This window comes from Candidatus Berkiella aquae (assembly GCF_001431295.2).
Lineage (GTDB): Bacteria > Pseudomonadota > Gammaproteobacteria > Berkiellales > Berkiellaceae > Berkiella > Berkiella aquae.
This window is the reverse complement of sequence record NZ_LKAJ02000001.1, coordinates 2,707,388-2,724,619: the sequence shown is the minus strand read 5'-3', so window position 1 is coordinate 2,724,619 and position 17,232 is coordinate 2,707,388. Positions and strand designations below refer to the sequence as shown.

The window sequence follows — 17,232 nt, the reverse complement described above, 5'->3', positions numbered from 1 at the left end:
ATTAATTTGGCAAGTATTTTTGCATACAAAGAGGTAAATACACGGTAAAACGCTAGTGAGTGAAAAGCCTTTAACCGATATCTTTTGTTATAGATTATGTGATCTCATGCTGGATATTAAGCCAATGTCTGTGTCAGTGCCTATCACACTTCAAAATTTACCCCAGCATTTAGCGCGTGCGCATGAGCTCCGTCAACAAGCTAAGGTAACCGAAGCTTCACTGCTCGCCGAGCAATGTCTAGCTAAATTTCCTCAAAATGAAGAAGTGCTGTGTTTATGGTCATTGATTTTGCTCGATAAAAAAGATTATGAAGCAGCAGAAAAAACCATTCAAACTGCTATTGCAATAACGCCAAGAAATAGCAACTTCTATTTTGTATTGGGATGTATTGAAATTGCCAGAGAACATTTGCAAGCAGCTGAAAATGCATTTTTACAATGTATCAAATACAATGAACAACACATAAAAGCTTATTTAGTTCTAGGGGATCTTTGCGAGAAGCAGAAAAAATATTCAGACGCTATCCGTTATTTTAATAAAGTGTTAAGGCTTGAACCTAAAAATGCAAAAGCTTTTTATCATCTTGCAGTTATTTATCAATTGCAAAGTCGATTTGTAGAGTCAATACATTACTATGAAGAGGCTGATAAATTAATCGAAAATGATCCTGTATTTTTAAATAATTTTGGCACGGCGTTAACGATGGACAAGCAACTATTGCGAGCCAATACCTATTTTGAAAATTCACTCGCATTAGCTCCCAAATATATTTCAGCCATGACGAATCTTGCGAGTAATTATATTGAATTAAACGAGATATCTAAAGCAGAAGATTTATTACGTCGTACCCTTGCTATCAATCCTCGATTACCATCCAATTGGCGAAATCTTTCAATGTGTCGTCAGTATGAAGTGTTGAATGATCCTGATCTTGTAAAAATATTAGAATTGAAAGATGAGAAGCTATCGGTTGCGGATGAAATCCAATATGATTTTGCGCTTGGAAAAATTTATCAGGATTGTCAAGATTATAAAACATCATTTCAATACTATAACAAAGGCAATCAATTGCTTGCCAAAAACAGGCAGTTTAATGAAGAAAATTTAATCAATCATATTCAGCAAATTATTAAAATAGATAAAGCGTTTGAGCGTGATAAATTTAGTAAAGCCCAAGAAATATCAGCACAGCCTCTCATTATCATCGGGGTTCCACGATCAGGGAAGAGCTTATTAGAGTCCTTACTAATGCAGCATCCTGAGATTGAAGGCAAAGGAGAGCTAGGGCTCTATCATTGTACTGAAGCTATCCCAATTAGTGATAGACCACAAGGTAGTTATCCTTATTGGATGAAACATTTAACACAAAAACAGGTTGACTTATTGCGAGAAAGTTACTATCAACGACTGATACGAGATAATGTGAAATCTCCACGTTATTTGATAGATACCATGCCCAATCACTTTTTGTATTTGGGGTTGATGAAAACGCTCTTTCCTCAGACTAAATTTATTTATTGCCAACGAGACTCATTAGACAATTGTGTTTCGTTATATTTTAAATATTTTATTCAAGGTCATGCTTACAGTGTCGATGTAAAACAGATTGCGAGCTACTATCAACAGCATTTGTTACTAATGAATTATTGGTTAAGTATTTTTTCTGATGAAATATTAACAGTAAAATATGAAGATTTAGTAAAAAAACCGGAAGAAACAGTTTCTACGGTTATCTCTTTCTTAGGTTGTCAAGAATATAATCATTTCAATTTTAGTCATATTCATGAAAAGGAAGTTGGCCTATTTCAACTTTATAAGCAGCATTTTTCAACACTTGAAAAAGCGCTCAATGAGCCTGCCGGTCCCCCGCAAGTGACAGATGACCATGATGTTCTGATTAAAGAACATATGAGAAATGCGTACTTTTGTTACAATAGAGGAGATTTGGAAGCGGCAAAAAGGTTATGCCAAGCATTGCTATTGGAAGAACCCAATTATTATGCTGCGTATCATTTGTTAGGGATTATTCATAGCCAGTTAGGTGATGACGAGACGGCTATTTCACAGTTGAAAAAAGCGCTTGAAAATTCACCGTCTAATCTTCAATTACATCTTGATTTAGTGCAAGTGTTGAAAAAAAATGGTCAGCTTCGAGAGGCTAGTAAAATCTACCAGAACGCTGAAAAATTAAAGCGTGGCAACAATAAAAGCAAAGAAAAAAACTTTCATGATTTACTTCTTAATGCCTTTCTTTCGCCACCTAGCATAATCGAAGAATCCGAAAATCAACTATTAGTGCAATCTACAGTTTCAGTGACCAAAATAACAGAGCCGATGATTTCAACGTCGTATCGTCATTTTAATGATATCTATGAAGGTTATTTGCATTCTGTAAAAGACGAAAAAGATTCAGCATGGCATTATCTTTTTAAAACTACAACGTTATTGACTCAATTATTCAAACAAGCAAAACCTAGCATGTGTGTTTTAGATATTGGTTGTGTGACTGCTTCATTTCGTGATTTTTTAGTAAGTCATCAATTATCAGAACAGAATCAGATTTTGTATTGGGGATTGGATGATAATGAAGTAATGTTGGCGAAAAAATTTAAAGCAACGGAATTACCTTCGCTTTTAGTCTCTCATGATATTCAAAATGGTCTTCCTTTTAAAAGTGATTTTTTTGATTATGTTGTTGATTTAGAAAAATTTCCTTTTTTGTCTATCGAACAAGGAAAATTTTTATTATCAGAAATGTATCGTGTCTTAAAACATGAAGGACTTTTAGCAATATCGATGAACTATTCAGCCGAACAACCGGGCAATATGCAAAGTGTTCCTAAAGAGCAGTTTGAAAAAATGCTGCATGAGCATGGCTTTGAAATTATGCAGCGTTTTGGTTCACAAACATCTTTGGATAACTTATTGCCTTATCTTAGTGATGAGCACAAAACCTTGGTGAATGCGTTGCTTTTAATACATTCTCGGGAGATTGTCGCTGCGATTATGGCACCGTTGTATCCTGAATATACGGAACAAACTACTTTTGTGTGTCAAATAAGATAGTCGCAAGCCGTTTCATTTGCGTTAGTAGCGTCTGTAACGCATTTTCATCATGCTTAATATTGAGCGCTAGACGTAAGCGCGCTTGATTGGCAGGAACCGAAGGTGGCCTAATCGCACTCACACGAATATCCTCTTTCAAGAGTTCGCGTTGTGCCCATAAGGTTTTTGGTGCTTGCTGTAAAATAATGGGGATAATATGTGTGCAAGAATTCCCCAACTGAAATCCAAGCGCCTTCAGTTGTTCGCGCAAGGATGTGGCGCGTGCTAATAATAATTGTGCCTCTGGTAGAAGTTCGGGAATTAATTCCCATGACTTTTGCATTACCGCGATTTGCATCGGTGAAGGCGCAGTCGAATAAATAAAGCCATTGGCTCGATTCATTAAATAGCGTTTTAAAGGTTTAGCACAAGCAATATAGGCACCACTACCGCCCAATGCTTTACTAAAAGTCCCCATACTGATAGCAATGTCTTTACCATAATCACAGGTAAAACCATAACCCTTTGAACCAAAAAGACCGGTGGCATGGGCTTCATCAACATAAAGTAGCGCATTATATTGATAGGCAAGCTTAATCAGCGTCGGCAAACATGCAACATCGCCATCCATTCCAAAAACGGATTCAGTTAAAATGAAGCGAGGTTGTTGTAATGTTTTTGATTTCTCTAAAAGCCATGCTAAATGATCATAATCTAAATGTCGAAAGCGTTGCTGTCTCACTCTGGCCATTTGACAGCCTGCATGCATACTCGCATGGTTTAATTTATCGGCAAAAACTAACGGTGTTTGGCCGAGTGCTTTACTATCGAGTAGGGCACTCAGCACTGAAATATTGGCTTGGTAGCCTGTGGCAAATACCATTGCACTTGCACTGCCTTTGCTTTGGGCAATGAGGGCTTCGAGTGCGTCAGATCGGGGATGATTGCCAACAAGACGAGAGGAGGTGCCTCCAACTCCCAGAGCATGAGCTGCCTCAATTGCAGCACTTGCCAATGCGGGATGTTGGCTGAGTCCTAAATAGTCATTATTGGAAAAATCATATTGATAGGTTTGTGCTCGAGGGAGGTGCCGCAGGAGCGCATTTTGACGTAATGTCGCACAAAATTGTCGATAAGGGCGTAAGGCATTTTTCATCAGCCTACGCTAATGCTTCAGCACCATGAAAGCAAGATAATTTGCTTTAAAACAATGTTTTAGATAGTCGCACAACTAATGATTTGAGTGCTACACATGAAAGCAAATCCCTTTGCTTTTGGCGAGAAGGTTTATAGATTAGGTCTTTGACGAGGAGCAGGATTCTCCTGGCGCGGACGGTTTAGATTAACCACTTTGTTTCTACGACGTGGTGGGTAAGCATAGACAACCGGCTTAGCCACTGGTTGTTGAACATTCTGATGCGTTGGATTTTGCAACAAGGCCTTTAATGCTTGGCCAAACCTATAATCATTCGATGCGGTATTTTTACCATCTCGTAATGGAAAAATAACTTTCAATGAAGCATTTTGTTTATAGAATTCTGTTAATGCATCAAAAGCGCATTGTGCAGAAATCTCCGCTGGGATCCCATAAATGCCAATACCTAAGGGTGGGATTGCAACCGTATTCACTTTCTGTTGCGAACTCTGATTATATTGATGAATTTTTTGTAAAACCTCTTTATAAGCAGCCGTTAATTGATTTTTGATTTGTGTTTGTTGCACCGGTGATTGATTCCACATTGGGGATCCTGCATGGACCAGCAATCCTTGATTTGAACCAAATTGAAATAGATGAGGTTGCCCTTGCGGATTGCTAACGAACGCTGCACTACCTGGAGTGACACATTGACCTAAAGAATTCCAATGAGAATTTAAAACTTGTTGATCGTTGTCTGAGTTTAATAATCGTGCAATCGCACCAGCAACGCCGCCCCATTGGGGAACCGGTAAACGATTAATGCTTGCAGCATTCACATAAGCATTGGCATTAACCTCTAATAAACCATGATCAAAATCAATCGCAATTTGCTGTAAAAGTGGATTGGTTGTTGCGGCATTGTTTGGTCGTGCAGGTTGTATTTGTGGTTTAGACGCATCAACACCAGATTGTTGTTTAGTCGTTGGTACATTGGCATTGGATGCACGATTTGCAGGTTTAGCTTGTACACGAGGCGCCATCGTGAGAGTTTGTTTGCTTGCTGGATGATGAATTAAGAATTCATTTAAATTATATAAAGAAGTTTGTAAAAAGGGAGAAGGTTGTTTTATTTGTTGAGCAAAACGACTCGCTTTTTCAGCAAGCAAAGTTAACAAATGCTTTATTTCCCCCATTTTTCCTTCTGACGAAATGGTATGAACATTTTTAAGGAATAAATTTAAAGAACTTAACATTTTAGCATAGCGAACATCATACTTATTCCAGCCAAATTGGATTAAATTATTTAAATATTTATTAATGCTGTGCATATAAGTCGAGATGAATTTAGGATGACGAAGTAATGTTTTTGCTTGTTCATCATTAATTGAATATTGCCTAGTCGTAGGGGTGACATTGACATTAGCCGGTGCTTGTAACGGAAACATCCACCAATCGTAATGATGCGTTGGTTGATGGAAATTTTTAGGATCTTTTAAGAACACATTTTGATAAGTTGCTTGTTGTTGTTGAATAAGATTATTTAAATCTGCCATGAGTATTCCCCTTTAATATATTTTTTAATTGGTATCTAGAGTAATCAGAATAACTTATAAATAACTTTTTTCTACTTATTCGAGATAAAAGGCTTTTCTGAAAAGATAAATGCAAGCTTTAAAGAGAGGGCAGCGCAATAAGGTTCAAACATTTCCCGAAAGAGATGGGTTAGAACATTCAAGAAAGCTTTGGATAATCTCAGGCCATTTTTCAACCCAACCGGCATGATGTGATGCATTAGTGAGAATATGAACCTGGCAGCAACTTGGATTATTAACTTTTTTTGCAAATTGCTGTGCAATCCAAGTGGGAACAATCGCATCATGAGAAGCAGACCAGTGAGATTGAGGTAGCTTTTCGACTTTTTCAGTTACATCCATTGGATTCAAAGAACCCGTTAGAGGACTCGTCTGGTGATGACGATTCAGTGCAACATGATTTAAATCTCCTGCAACGGTAATCAATCCAACCACATCGGATCGATTACTGGCTATTAATGCAGCAACACTAGCACCACCTGAGAATCCAATTAATAAAAAGCGAGTGTCCTTTTTTTTCAGTTTGATTTGATTCAGCGTTGCTTGAAAAGCTTCAATGACTTCGGGTGCATAACGATGGCTGGACCAGTATTTGGGAGCACAACTGGAATCTATTGCGAGTGGCGTAAACTGACAAGGCCTAGCGATATAAATCACTTGCGGATGTTGATCTTGCAAGGCAAGCTGTAATGCAAGAGGTTGTTTAGGGGTTGGATTGTTCGATAATCTATGTTTTGTTTTCCAACTATTCCCGTCCCCTTCAATGTAGATATGACAAATAGGATTAGGGGTCGTATCAAGCTCATAAGTTGTTAATATAAAGGTGGGTGTCTCATAACGTTGTAATGAAAATCCAGCCTCTTCTGCTTTTTTAACAATTTGCGTGGTAGGCTTAGGTAAAACCATCGATGGATTGGTACTACAACTCAGTATACAAAACAGACAAAACAGGATAAAGATAAGATGTCGATTTGCTAACAAGGCTTGAGACTCTATCGTCAATGCTTATAGTCACCGTAAATGATTTCAAAGACTATATCATGACATAAAGGGATTTTTTTATGATAGGATTGATTGTACTCGTGACATGGAGAAAGGGATAATGATTAATCGTCGGAAGGGTGCCTTATTAGCGTTAGCCCTAACAAGTTTCTCCTCCATTAGCTGGGCAACATACTCTGATGTGAATGCAATGCTAGAAGCATTGCGTCCTAATGCGCCTGTTATTGCACCAGAACTGAATATCTTGATTCTGTCGCTTGATGGTTTAAATCCGATCCCAATACAAAAAAGGGATGCGCTATTTACCTTAGCACCTGCTGCTGATGGCTCTTTGCGTGAGGTTTCGCAAGCTGCAATGCATCAAATGCATGCTACTATTTTTGATCGTGTTGAGAAATTAAGAGAACTTCCGCCTAAACCCACTGGGATTGCATGCGGCGATCAGCATGTAGCTTATAATCCAAAACCTTATTACATAAAAGACAAAACGGGCGCGACTAAAATAACATCGTCGACGCCGGCGCAAACAACCTCATTAAATCATGAAGCTAAAGCAGCAGCGAAAAAAACAGCAGATAACTCAGATTTACCGCCTGTTAAAGACAATGCAGCAAGTAGCAGTGATTTGCCTCCCGTAAAAGACAAAGCGGCAAGTTCTGATCTGCCGCCGGTAAAAGATAACGCTGCAAGTTCTGATCTTCCACCCGTGAAAGATAATGCAAGCCCTGCGGCTAAGGCGACTGAAGCCACTGCCGCAACGACGGGAACAAGCGATTTGCCTGCGGTTTCAGATGATACACCACTGATTGGTGATATCCTCAGCGAGCCCAAAGGCGCTTGGATGCAATTAATAGGTGCTGACACTTGGCAGTATGAAAGAGAAAATCACCCCGGGTATCATTCGCAAATGTTAGGATTACTCATTGGCCGAGATAAGCAAATCAATGATGATTTGTTTATTGGTATCGCAGGTGGTTACCAGCAAGGTGATGTCGATACTATCGGTCTTTCGGGTAGCTATCTTGATGTAAAACGTTATAACGGCACAGTGTATGGTCGGTTTGATTTTTGTAATAGGCGCATGTTTGCACAATTAGCGTTAACATTGGCACTTAATAACTATGACAACAACCGCTATATTTTAGTGCCACCTGCGGCTGGTTTTGGCTTTGTTAATATTGCTCATGGTGACTTTGATGGTTGGGAAACAAATGCACATTTTGAATCAGGTTATACCTTTGTCTGCAAGCAATTGCGTGTGATCCCTAAACTTATTCTTGAGTACTCTCATATGGAATTTAACAATTACGAGGAACATGATGCTTTCTTCCTCGATTTAAATGTTAAATACGATAATATGAATGCCTTTGATTTAGGCTTAGGTGCTCAAATTGATTATCGTAATGATTTTGAGCAAGTCTCTGTTATCCCGCAAGCTCATTTTTATTATTACTACGACTTTATTAACGCTAAACAAGTTGCTACAGCGAATTTCTATAGTGGCGGTTATGCTTTCTTGAGCGAACAAATAGGGCCAAGCGCCAGTACGGTTGATCTTGGGGTGGCCTTAAATATTCATAGCAAAGGACAAACGTTAGTAAAATTCCAATATGATTATGTCACTCGTAGTGATTATCATCGTAATGAAGCCTTTATTAAACTGCGTTATGAGTGGGTATAAAAGGGAATATTTATACTAGAAAGAATTTAAGGAATAAGAGTAGCGTACATGAATCAAGCACGTCGCCTTAGCCAAGCCGTTTTAGCATCTACGCTGTTTATTGTACCGAGTATCCTTTATGCGGATACCATTGTCAGTAATGTGCAAATAAACCAAGATTTTACAACAGGCGCCCCTCAGACTCGCGGTAATATTCAGATCACCAATGCGGGGCAATTGCAAATGAATGCCGCAGCGCCCAATAGTGGTGATGCTGTTGTGATCAATACCACGAATACCACATTGACTTTGGATGCCAATAACGCCAATGTGAATGGGATTTTAACGCTTGGCGCAGGTCGAAATGGTGTGACAACCACCAATGGTGATACCGCTACCATTAGTATTGGTGCGAATACCGGTATCAATACGGTGGGTGTTGGTGTTTTTGCGGACTCCCCAACCAATGACATTATCAATGCAGGCACCATAACAGGTACAGGCGCGGTAGAAGCAACGGCTAATGCAACGGATGTATTAGTACAAAACCAAGCTACCGGTACGATTACTTCGGCAGGTGGGCACGCCATTGTACTTAATGGCTCTAATGCTTCTGTTAATAACTTAGGAACCATTTCGCAAACCGGCGGCGGATTTCATGCTATTGATATTGGCGGCTTGAATGCCATCATTGGTAATACTGGAACCATTACGGGTAATGGTAATGGTATTCATCTTAGCCCGGGTGGGCAAAGTGCTTCTATTACGAATAATACGGGTGGCACGATTAAGGGTACAACAGCATCAGGCCTTCAAGCTGATGGAATAGGTTTATCTTTATTCAATAGCGGTACGATAACTTCTGTGGCAGCAACCGGAGACGGTGTTCGACTCAATCAAAATTTTAATCAAGTGATCAATAATGCCGGTGGTGTGATTTCTTCGACCAATGCCAATGGTATTAATCTGACAGCGGCAATCACAGGTTCAACAGGGATCCAAAATAGCGGAACGATCACTTCTGCGGGAGCAGGCGGCGCTGCAGGGATTTTGATAGGTGCTAATTATCTAGGATCGATAACCAATAATAGCGGCGGGATTATTCAAACGACGAATGGAACTGGCGCGGATGCTATTTTAATCAAAGGTTCTTTTACCGCTATCAACAATAACGGCACAATTCAGGGTATTAATGGGATTGATAGTGCGATAACGATCTTAGCTGGTGCGACGGGTGGCACCATAAACAATAATAGTTTGATTCAAAGTAATACCAATGTTGCCATCGACATTGAAGGTAGCATTACACAAATTAATAATACGGGCAGCATTTTAACCTTAGCAAATTCCCCCGGCGCGATTGTTGCTAGCCTTCCTGTTACCCTAACAGGGGGCATTGTGAATAGTGGTACGATTCGCAATGGGGCGGGCGGTGCAGGATTAGATGCGATTGATTTGCAAGTAGGTGGCCCAGGTATCAACGTTAAACTCACTCAAAATGCAGGCACGATTGATGGTGATGTATTACTTGCCTCAGCCGGTGGTAGCATCTTTGATATGAATGGTGGGGTGATTACAGGGAATGTCTATACCAGTAATCTGGTTGTACAAAGTACCTTGAATCTCAATGCAGGCACCATCAATGGAAACCTCAATTTACAAGGTGGCAATGGCGATATCGTTAACCTAGCAGGCTCGACTTTAAATGTTATTAATAGCGGCCCTGGTCCTGATACCTTTAATTTATCAGGTGGTAAATTTACGACCCTCAATGGGGGCGTTGGCGATACGCTGAATGTTCTCAATTCATTTAGTACCACAGGAGATATTCTTGGGGTACCAACCGTTAATGTTAAAGCCGGAACTTTTACCGTTAACAATAAATTAACTGGATTTACAGCACTGAATGTAGGGCCCAATGCATCGATGGTGGTTAACTCCACAACTGTGACGGGTGATGGTGGTGGTGCTGCTGTCGTTGTGAATAGTAATTCTACTTTATCAGTGACGAGTAACAATCAAATCGATACCGGCGCAGGCGGCACAACGGGCTCCATTACTTTAAATAACGGTGGCGTGCTGAGTCTGCAACATAGCGCAACAACAGCGGGTGCATTAACCAATACCTTTACAGCGAATGCGGGCGGTGTTTATGCCGTACAAATCCAAGGTCCTGGTGATTTTGGCAAGATGCAAGTGAGTGCAGGCGGTGCAACGCTCAATGCCGGTAGCTTTGTGAATGCTCAACTTGGAAGTGGACAATTTATTCCAGCAGGTACTCAGTTTGATATTATCACGGGCGGTCCTGTGGTTGATAATTCAACGTTAGCTCAACCCAGTTCGTTAACAGTGCGTTTTGATAAATCAGTCGTCGGCGGCAATATTTTACGTTTAACCACCCAACGCAGTGGATTTAGTCCCTTTGCAAATACCGATGCTTCGCAAGGCGTTGCGGGTGCATTAGACACAATTGCTTTAGAAGGTACTACCAATCCGCAATTATTAGCCGTTTTAGGGCAGCTTGATCTTATCAATAATCAAGCGACTTTAGTGCAAGAATTAGAGAGTTTAGCACCTCCTGTCAATTACGCAATGATTGCAGCAACCCATGTGAGCATGGATCAAATGTTCCGTAGCCTTTCTCGTCGCTTAGAAGATATGCGCTACTTAAGAACACTCGGCGCTGAAAGCTATCAAGTTGTCACACCGGCTGATATGGAAGATCGCGGCGGATATAACTATGGTGATTCATTCTACTATAGGCCAACAACCAATGGTGCTTGGGTGCAAGGTTACGGCGCGATATTAGATCAGCGTTTCCGCAATAATGTTGAAGGTTACTTAGGGGATGCAGCAGGTTTTGCCATTGGTATGGATTGGGGGCAAACGGGTTCATTAGTAGGGGCGGCTGTTAATTTCACTCAATCTCATATGGTGGGTAAGACAGAAGATGAGAATGTGCAGAATCTGCAAAGTGTTCAAGGAACTATTTATAGCTGGATTGATCTGACCAATGATCTTTACTTAGACAGCATGATAGGTTTTGCATCTCATCATTATAAGACGCGCCGTAACATAGGCATTGGTACGGTGACGACGGCAGGATTTGGTGATTTTTATGGCGTGCATTATGGTGCTCAATCAGAATTAGGCTTTGCATTCTTATATGACTTTTTGACAGTTGCACCGATAGCTCGAGTGCGTTTCACGCACATGAAGATTGACGATTATTCTGAACAGGGTGCAGGTGGTTTAAGTTTAACAGTCAATAACCAGTCACTGAATGAATTTATCGGCGGCATCGGTATACGCTTATTAGGTAAAATAGATTATGCACAAGCGGTGTATGCGCCTGAATTTTCGTTTATGTTAGCTTATGATTTCTATGCTGATGAACAAGCAACTTCTTCGCGCTTTTTAGGGGGCGGCCCAGTGTTCCCAACCCAAGGCGTTAAACCACCACAAACAATCATGTTGTTTGATTTAGGGGTCAATGTTCATACATATGATTCTTATATCTTCACCGTAAAGGGTGAATTTGATTATCGCGACCATTATTATGGTTATTCAGGTTGGGTACAACTTTATCGGGCTTGGTAATTTTCACGTATTACCCCACGCAGCGATTTAATCGCTTTGCGTTTAAATCTTGCGCGGGGCTATTATCTTGCGCCCCTATGGGGCTGTTAATATCGGTTTATTCCATATATAGGGTGGTAATCTTTACTAACGGCTTGCTTTTTCTGCTGCTATCCAGTGTTCGACTTGGGGTGGTAGAGAAGGCTGTGTGGGCGGCTTGGGGAGAAGCTGAAAAAGTCTCTGGGGCGCGACTTTGCCTTCTTTACTAATAAATAATATTTTCATTAAGGCCGTGACATAAAGTTCTTCGCCTTTAAATATTTTTTGCTCGATGTAAAACCATTTTTCATCCCAATAGATGACTTGCGTTGTTTGTTTGAATTTTTCAAATACACGTAATGAACGTATAAAATGTACTTTAACGCTGCCAAGTAATGGCGCAAAACCACTTTTTTGGATGGGTTTTAACAGTCCCATAACGGCCATGAGATGCAGGCGGCCTAAATCCATTAAGGTTAAATAGCGACCGTTGTTTACATGTAAATAAATATCGAGATCATTGGGCATCACTCGCATATTTAAGACAGAGGCTGCTAAAGGATCAGCTTGTTTAGGAAGCCAAGGCAAACGGATGAGCAACCAAAGTAAACGAAGATATAAATTCATGAGGTGTACCACTTATAATGACTATCAGGATGACATGATAGAAAAATTCAAAATGAGCTTCAAGTCAACAATCGATGGTATTAATTGTTATCAATAGATAGTTTCAAGTTAGAAAATTGATTTTGTTATGGTTAACTATTTTCTTTTAAACAAGGATGAAAATGATGAGAAAACTACTTTTAGCGTTTATGACCGTATTACTGTGTTTATCTTTTAATATTCAAGCAACACAGAAAAGAAAAGTTCTCGTTATCATGTCTAATGTTGATAAATTACAATTGAAAGATGGTAAAACCTATGAAACAGGCTTTTTTCTCAATGAGTTTGCAGTACCTGTAAAGGCAATACTCGATGCGGGCTTTGATGTAGTGGTTGCAACCCCACAAGGTAAAAAGCCCGCTATGGACAAACATTCAAAAGATCCGCTGTTTTTTCAAAATGATAAAAAAGAGATGAACGATGCATTTGAACTGACTGAGAAAGTACTAGCAAAAAGGAATATTAAAAAATTAAGTCATATTTCCGATGGCAACTTAGATGAATTTGCGGGTGTGTTTATCCCAGGTGGTCATGCTCCCATGACTGATCTCATGGTCGATCCTAGTGTGGGAAAAATCTTAACGTATTTTCATAAAAATGCGAAACCGACCGCCATGATCTGTCATGGGCCTATTGCTTCGATTGCTGTTTTAGAAAACCCTGCTGCTTTTCGCAAGAAATTAACGATTGACGATAAAGATGCTGCTGAAAAGTTAGCAGAAGATTGGATTTACAAAGGTTATGAAATGACCGTTTTTTCAACTGACGAAGAAAAAGCAGCTGAAAAAGGCCAATTAAAAGGAAAAGTAGAATTTTACCCTGAAGAGGCTCTAGAAATTGCAGGTGCAAAGATTAAAAACAAAGATGCAATGCAGGATAATGTCATCCAAGACCGTGAACTAATCACAGGACAAAATCCCGTTTCTGATAATGATTTGGCTAAAACATTCATAGAAGCAATGAATAAAGCAAAATAAGTATCATCATGAACAAGATTCCGCATCGTTATCGCAACGATGTGGGATCAAGTTATTTTTTAAATAAGGGTAAAACTTTTAATCGTTCTAATTCCTCATTAATTGAAACAAATCGCTTTTCAAGGATACCAATTAAATAAGGCAAACTTTCTAAACGCATTTCTTGAGCAGCCATTTCAAGTCGTAAACAATCGAATGAGAATGAAATAGCGCCTACATCAATACTGCGCTGGCGTAATTCTCTTGCCGCATTCTTGAAGTGAGCAAGATTTTGTTCTTCAACCGCTTTATAGAGAGCGCTCACTTTTCTTTTAGCATCGATTAAGTAGACATCGATGAGTTCCCTAACTTCTTTTTGAAAGGTTTGTTGTAAGTCTTTCAAGAAAGAAATTTGAATGAGCGGGGAACATTCTGTGTTTCTCATAAAGTTACCCTAATGTCTTTATTTTTATTCATTCATCGTTTTACGGATGCATTATAGTGTATATACACAATTTTCCGTTACTATCGGCTTTTTTATGTCGCTCGTCCTGGAATACTTGACTTCAACATGGAACAGAATTTAAAACATAAATAGGAGTAACCGCACGAAATTGTGGTGGAAGGTTAACAAAGCCTTAGCGATAGGGCAAGTGGTTCTAAATACTGATAAAATGGAATAGCTTAGTTTACTTAATAATTATGATTTGTTAAACTGACTGGATTGTCCAATATATGAATGACTCCAAAAAAATGAAAGACTTTGGCGCAGAGCGTATCCTGTTTCTTGACCGTTTGTCTGACTTGGTAAGTGAACTTGATTTCAAGGGATCTATCAAAGGCGAGCCTAGTTTGCCCGATCCTAAGAGCGATAATTTGAGCTTAGAAGAGATAGCTCGAATACAAGTGATGATGGGGTTCCCAGATAGAGTGGCTCTGGCTTTAGAGCTAGGGGCGAATCCTTCAGACACGCACCAAGGCACTTCTTTACGTCGATTGAATGAGGCCTATACAGAGGTTCATGGCGCGAAAGTACACACCAAAATGCTTAACCTGTTAGATCAATATGGCGCAGAAGTCGAAAACCGTAAAAAACCTCGTTCCACTAAAACGTAACATTATTCGATTTTTTAGAAATAGCACTTTGAACTTTCACTTGAGTTTTCTTTGTTTGTGGCAATGCCTTATTATTATTACGATTCTGTAAGTTATATTTATCCGTTAATAGAAAGACAAGTGACCATGGTCCGATTATCATCAGGATAATATCTGCGACTAATGCAATTGCCCATTGCGGCGCACTTTTAGCAGCGGAAAAATAATATTCTATTAATCCTGGAAGCTTGATAAGAAAAACAATCACAAGCACAGCAAATAAAGCATGAATAAAGCTTTTAAGAAATCTGCCCTTCACGAGCAAGCCACTCATATCTTGAGCATCATTCGCATCCAGTCCATCACTAAAAATTAACCAAGGTGCATAGATTTTTGTCACAATCGTTAAAAACACCAGTAACAAACTGAATATTTGCCAAGCAAACAGTGCCGGAACAGGTAGGTGAAGATAAATCAGATAGAAATAAATAGCGTAACAAACACCAAAAAGTATCAATGGCAGTAAAGCAATCGAAATGAGTGCTCCCATCAAAGATAAGAATCGATCACCGACTTCTTTTGTTATTGTCCAAAAAGTATAAGGCGAATTTTTTGCTACTTTGTCGATAACCGTTATCATCGCACCTATCACAGGCAAAGATAAAATCAGCAGTACCATTGCACTTTGCAAATGATAAGGTTGCCAAGCAATGGGTAAATACGCTTTTCCAAAACGAAAGTAATGTAAAATGACGACAAACAGTGCACTGAGTGCTAATACCCGCAGCAAACTAATCCTGTATAAATGACAGGTCGTTTTTAAGAGCGCCGAATCATCTAAGGGCTGAGTAAGCGGAAATATTGACATAATTACACTTATTTGGGTTAGAGTTCTTCTTCATTAAGGATAGATGTTCTCGCGAAAATTTATCAATTTAACTAGATAAATTTTTAATGGACGATTTTTTTCAAGCAAAGTATACTCATTACCCACCCTCCAGTGCAGGGGGCTGTGCATTCAAATGAAATATACCGCTCGCTTTTCATTTGAAAAAACATTTTTAAGAACGGGCGGTTATACCATTAAAGAGCTTGAGTTTATTCATGATGAAACACGCTGTCGACGCCAATTTAGCAAGATTATTAATTACTTGCCCGGATAGACCAGGCATTATCGCTAAAGTGACTACCTTTTTGAAAGATCATGGTGCAAATATCACGGATTTAGATCAGCATTCTACTGATCCAGAGAATGGCACCTTTTTTATGCGCCTTGAATTCCAAACGCCTCATCTTGATATGAGTAATCAAAATCTAGAGCAAGCGTTTGCAACTCAAGTTGCCGAGCCTTTCAAAATGCAATGGCAGATCCATTATGCTGCAAAGCTAAAAAAGATGGCCATTTTTGTTTCAAAATATGATCATGCATTTTTAGAAATTTTATGGCGCCAAGCACGTAATGAACTTCCATTAATCATACCGTTCATTATTTCAAATCATCCAGATTTAAAAAAAGCGGCTGAACATTTTGGCGTGCCCTATCATCATATTCCGGTGACTCAAAATACAAAAAAGGAAGCAGAAGCTAAGATGTTGGCGCTTTGTGAAAATCAAGTAGATGGTATTATTTTAGCGCGGTACATGCAGATCCTTTCCGAAGATTTTGTGAGTCGTTATCCCAATAAAATTATTAATATTCATCATTCCTTTTTACCGGCATTTGTTGGTGCCAATCCTTATCAGCAAGCATACGATAAAGGCGTGAAATTAATTGGCGCAACAGCGCATTATGTTACCCAAGATTTGGATATGGGGCCTATTATCGCCCAAGATGTCATCAGGGTATCTCATCGACATAGTGCAGATAAATTACGAGAGCTTGGGCAAGATGTTGAAAGAACCGTGCTTGCAAGAGCGGTGAGAGCACACCTTGAAGATAGAATTATCGTTGATGGCACGAAAACAGTGGTGTTCGAACAACATTAAATGTTTTATGTCGCAGTATTCATGAAATTAGATTCGGCTATTTGTTACACCGCTGCGGTTTTAATTTATATTGATTATTTACCCCCCATTCCAGCATCCACGGCTAATGCCGTTTCATGTTTGCATGGGGGGAAAGATAACCATCCCATCATAGCCGCGACAGCGGCGAAACAAATGAATGTAACCGATCGATAAGCAACATGCATGTTACATTACAATCTGCAAAGATCATTAAAAACACTCGAACAAATCACATTTTTATCCTGTTCTAATAAAAAACTTTAATTGTTCTAATGCTATGTGCTGAATAATTCAGTATTTTTATGGACGAACATAAAAATACTAGCTACCATCCAGACATGTTTTATTTAATTAACTTTTGTGCGGATGTACCCATTCGCATAAGATAATCACATGTTTATTTATTGTTCATTCCTAAATCCCTTCCAGTTAATCAATTTTATTATCCAAAA

Annotated in this window: 13 protein-coding genes; 7 read left to right on the top strand and 6 right to left on the bottom strand. The window is 39.3% G+C overall.

Annotated features, from left to right (window positions below):
* The first annotated feature begins 55 nt into the window (after positions 1–55).
* Entirely contained in the window at positions 56–3,067 is a 3,012-nt protein-coding gene (locus HT99x_RS11905) for a sulfotransferase (protein ID WP_075064707.1), read from the top strand.
* Here HT99x_RS11905 and HT99x_RS11900 read toward each other — a convergent pair.
* The 3 genes from HT99x_RS11900 to HT99x_RS11890 all read right to left on the bottom strand — a co-directional run bounded on the left by HT99x_RS11900 (position 3,042) and on the right by HT99x_RS11890 (position 6,778).
* On the bottom strand, positions 3,042–4,202 hold the full coding sequence (locus HT99x_RS11900; protein ID WP_075064708.1) for an aminotransferase class I/II-fold pyridoxal phosphate-dependent enzyme: 1,161 nt from the start codon (positions 4,200–4,202) through the stop codon (positions 3,042–3,044). The two genes, HT99x_RS11905 and HT99x_RS11900, sit on opposite strands and share 26 nt — an antisense overlap.
* Positions 4,203–4,333: 131 nt before the next feature.
* A complete protein-coding gene (locus tag HT99x_RS11895) occupies positions 4,334–5,737 on the bottom strand; it encodes a macro domain-containing protein (RefSeq protein ID WP_075064709.1) in 1,404 nt (467 codons plus the stop codon).
* Positions 5,738–5,881: 144 nt separating this feature from the next.
* Entirely contained in the window at positions 5,882–6,778 is an 897-nt protein-coding gene (locus HT99x_RS11890; protein WP_259566531.1) for an alpha/beta fold hydrolase, read from the bottom strand.
* 100 nt (positions 6,779–6,878) lie between these two features.
* Between HT99x_RS11890 and HT99x_RS11885 the strand changes: the two genes are divergently transcribed.
* Together HT99x_RS11885 and HT99x_RS11880 are read left to right on the top strand one after the other, a co-directional pair.
* Positions 6,879–8,459: an autotransporter domain-containing protein gene (locus HT99x_RS11885; RefSeq protein WP_075064711.1), complete on the top strand. Its 1,581-nt coding sequence runs from the start codon at positions 6,879–6,881 to the stop codon at positions 8,457–8,459.
* Positions 8,460–8,507: 48 nt separating this feature from the next.
* A complete protein-coding gene (locus tag HT99x_RS11880) occupies positions 8,508–12,038 on the top strand; it encodes an autotransporter domain-containing protein (protein ID WP_075064712.1) in 3,531 nt (1,176 codons plus the stop codon).
* 126 nt (positions 12,039–12,164) lie between these two features.
* Here HT99x_RS11880 and HT99x_RS11875 read toward each other — a convergent pair whose 3' ends face one another.
* Entirely contained in the window at positions 12,165–12,683 is a 519-nt protein-coding gene (locus HT99x_RS11875) for a thioesterase family protein (protein WP_075064713.1), read from the bottom strand.
* Between the two features lie 161 nt (positions 12,684–12,844).
* Here HT99x_RS11875 and HT99x_RS11870 point away from each other — a divergent pair, with 161 nt between their 5' ends.
* Positions 12,845–13,699, top strand: coding sequence for a DJ-1/PfpI family protein (locus tag HT99x_RS11870; protein WP_075064714.1), 855 nt, complete (start codon positions 12,845–12,847; stop codon positions 13,697–13,699).
* Positions 13,700–13,751: 52 nt separating this feature from the next.
* Here HT99x_RS11870 and HT99x_RS11865 read toward each other — a convergent pair whose 3' ends face one another.
* The gene (locus HT99x_RS11865; RefSeq protein WP_075064715.1) at positions 13,752–14,123 is read right to left on the bottom strand and encodes a hypothetical protein; all 372 of its coding nucleotides are present in this window, start codon (positions 14,121–14,123) and stop codon (positions 13,752–13,754) included.
* A 290-nt stretch (positions 14,124–14,413) separates the two neighbouring features.
* On the opposite strand from HT99x_RS11865, the gene HT99x_RS11860 reads away from it, so the two are divergent.
* Entirely contained in the window at positions 14,414–14,794 is a 381-nt protein-coding gene (locus tag HT99x_RS11860; RefSeq protein ID WP_075064716.1) for a hypothetical protein, read from the top strand.
* Here the strand turns inward: HT99x_RS11860 and HT99x_RS11855 are convergent.
* Positions 14,784–15,641, bottom strand: coding sequence for a hypothetical protein (locus HT99x_RS11855; protein ID WP_075064717.1), 858 nt, complete (start codon positions 15,639–15,641; stop codon positions 14,784–14,786). The two genes, HT99x_RS11860 and HT99x_RS11855, sit on opposite strands and share 11 nt — an antisense overlap.
* A 236-nt stretch (positions 15,642–15,877) precedes the next feature.
* Between HT99x_RS11855 and purU the strand changes: the two genes are divergently transcribed.
* Both purU and HT99x_RS11845 read left to right on the top strand, forming a co-directional pair.
* Positions 15,878–16,759 carry a formyltetrahydrofolate deformylase gene (gene purU, locus HT99x_RS11850; RefSeq protein WP_083482729.1) on the top strand — a complete coding sequence of 294 codons (882 nt, stop codon included), beginning with the start codon at positions 15,878–15,880 and terminating at the stop codon, positions 16,757–16,759.
* A gap of 21 nt (positions 16,760–16,780) precedes the next feature.
* On the top strand, positions 16,781–16,954 hold the full coding sequence (locus HT99x_RS11845) for a hypothetical protein (protein ID WP_158003329.1): 174 nt from the start codon (positions 16,781–16,783) through the stop codon (positions 16,952–16,954).
* Positions 16,955–17,232 lie beyond the last annotated feature (278 nt).

Coding starts and splice junctions, on each gene's coding strand:
- HT99x_RS11895 (WP_075064709.1), bottom strand. CDS start 5,737: ATGGCAGATTTAAATAATCTTATTCAACAACAACAAGCAACTTATCAA.
- HT99x_RS11855 (WP_075064717.1), bottom strand. CDS start 15,641: ATGTCAATATTTCCGCTTACTCAGCCCTTAGATGATTCGGCGCTCTTA.
- purU (WP_083482729.1), top strand. CDS start 15,878: ATGATGAAACACGCTGTCGACGCCAATTTAGCAAGATTATTAATTACT.
- HT99x_RS11900 (WP_075064708.1), bottom strand. CDS start 4,202: ATGAAAAATGCCTTACGCCCTTATCGACAATTTTGTGCGACATTACGT.
- HT99x_RS11865 (WP_075064715.1), bottom strand. CDS start 14,123: ATGAGAAACACAGAATGTTCCCCGCTCATTCAAATTTCTTTCTTGAAA.
- HT99x_RS11870 (WP_075064714.1), top strand. CDS start 12,845: ATGATGAGAAAACTACTTTTAGCGTTTATGACCGTATTACTGTGTTTA.
- HT99x_RS11880 (WP_075064712.1), top strand. CDS start 8,508: ATGAATCAAGCACGTCGCCTTAGCCAAGCCGTTTTAGCATCTACGCTG.
- HT99x_RS11885 (WP_075064711.1), top strand. CDS start 6,879: ATGATTAATCGTCGGAAGGGTGCCTTATTAGCGTTAGCCCTAACAAGT.
- HT99x_RS11875 (WP_075064713.1), bottom strand. CDS start 12,683: ATGAATTTATATCTTCGTTTACTTTGGTTGCTCATCCGTTTGCCTTGG.
- HT99x_RS11860 (WP_075064716.1), top strand. CDS start 14,414: ATGAATGACTCCAAAAAAATGAAAGACTTTGGCGCAGAGCGTATCCTG.
- HT99x_RS11845 (WP_158003329.1), top strand. CDS start 16,781: ATGAAATTAGATTCGGCTATTTGTTACACCGCTGCGGTTTTAATTTAT.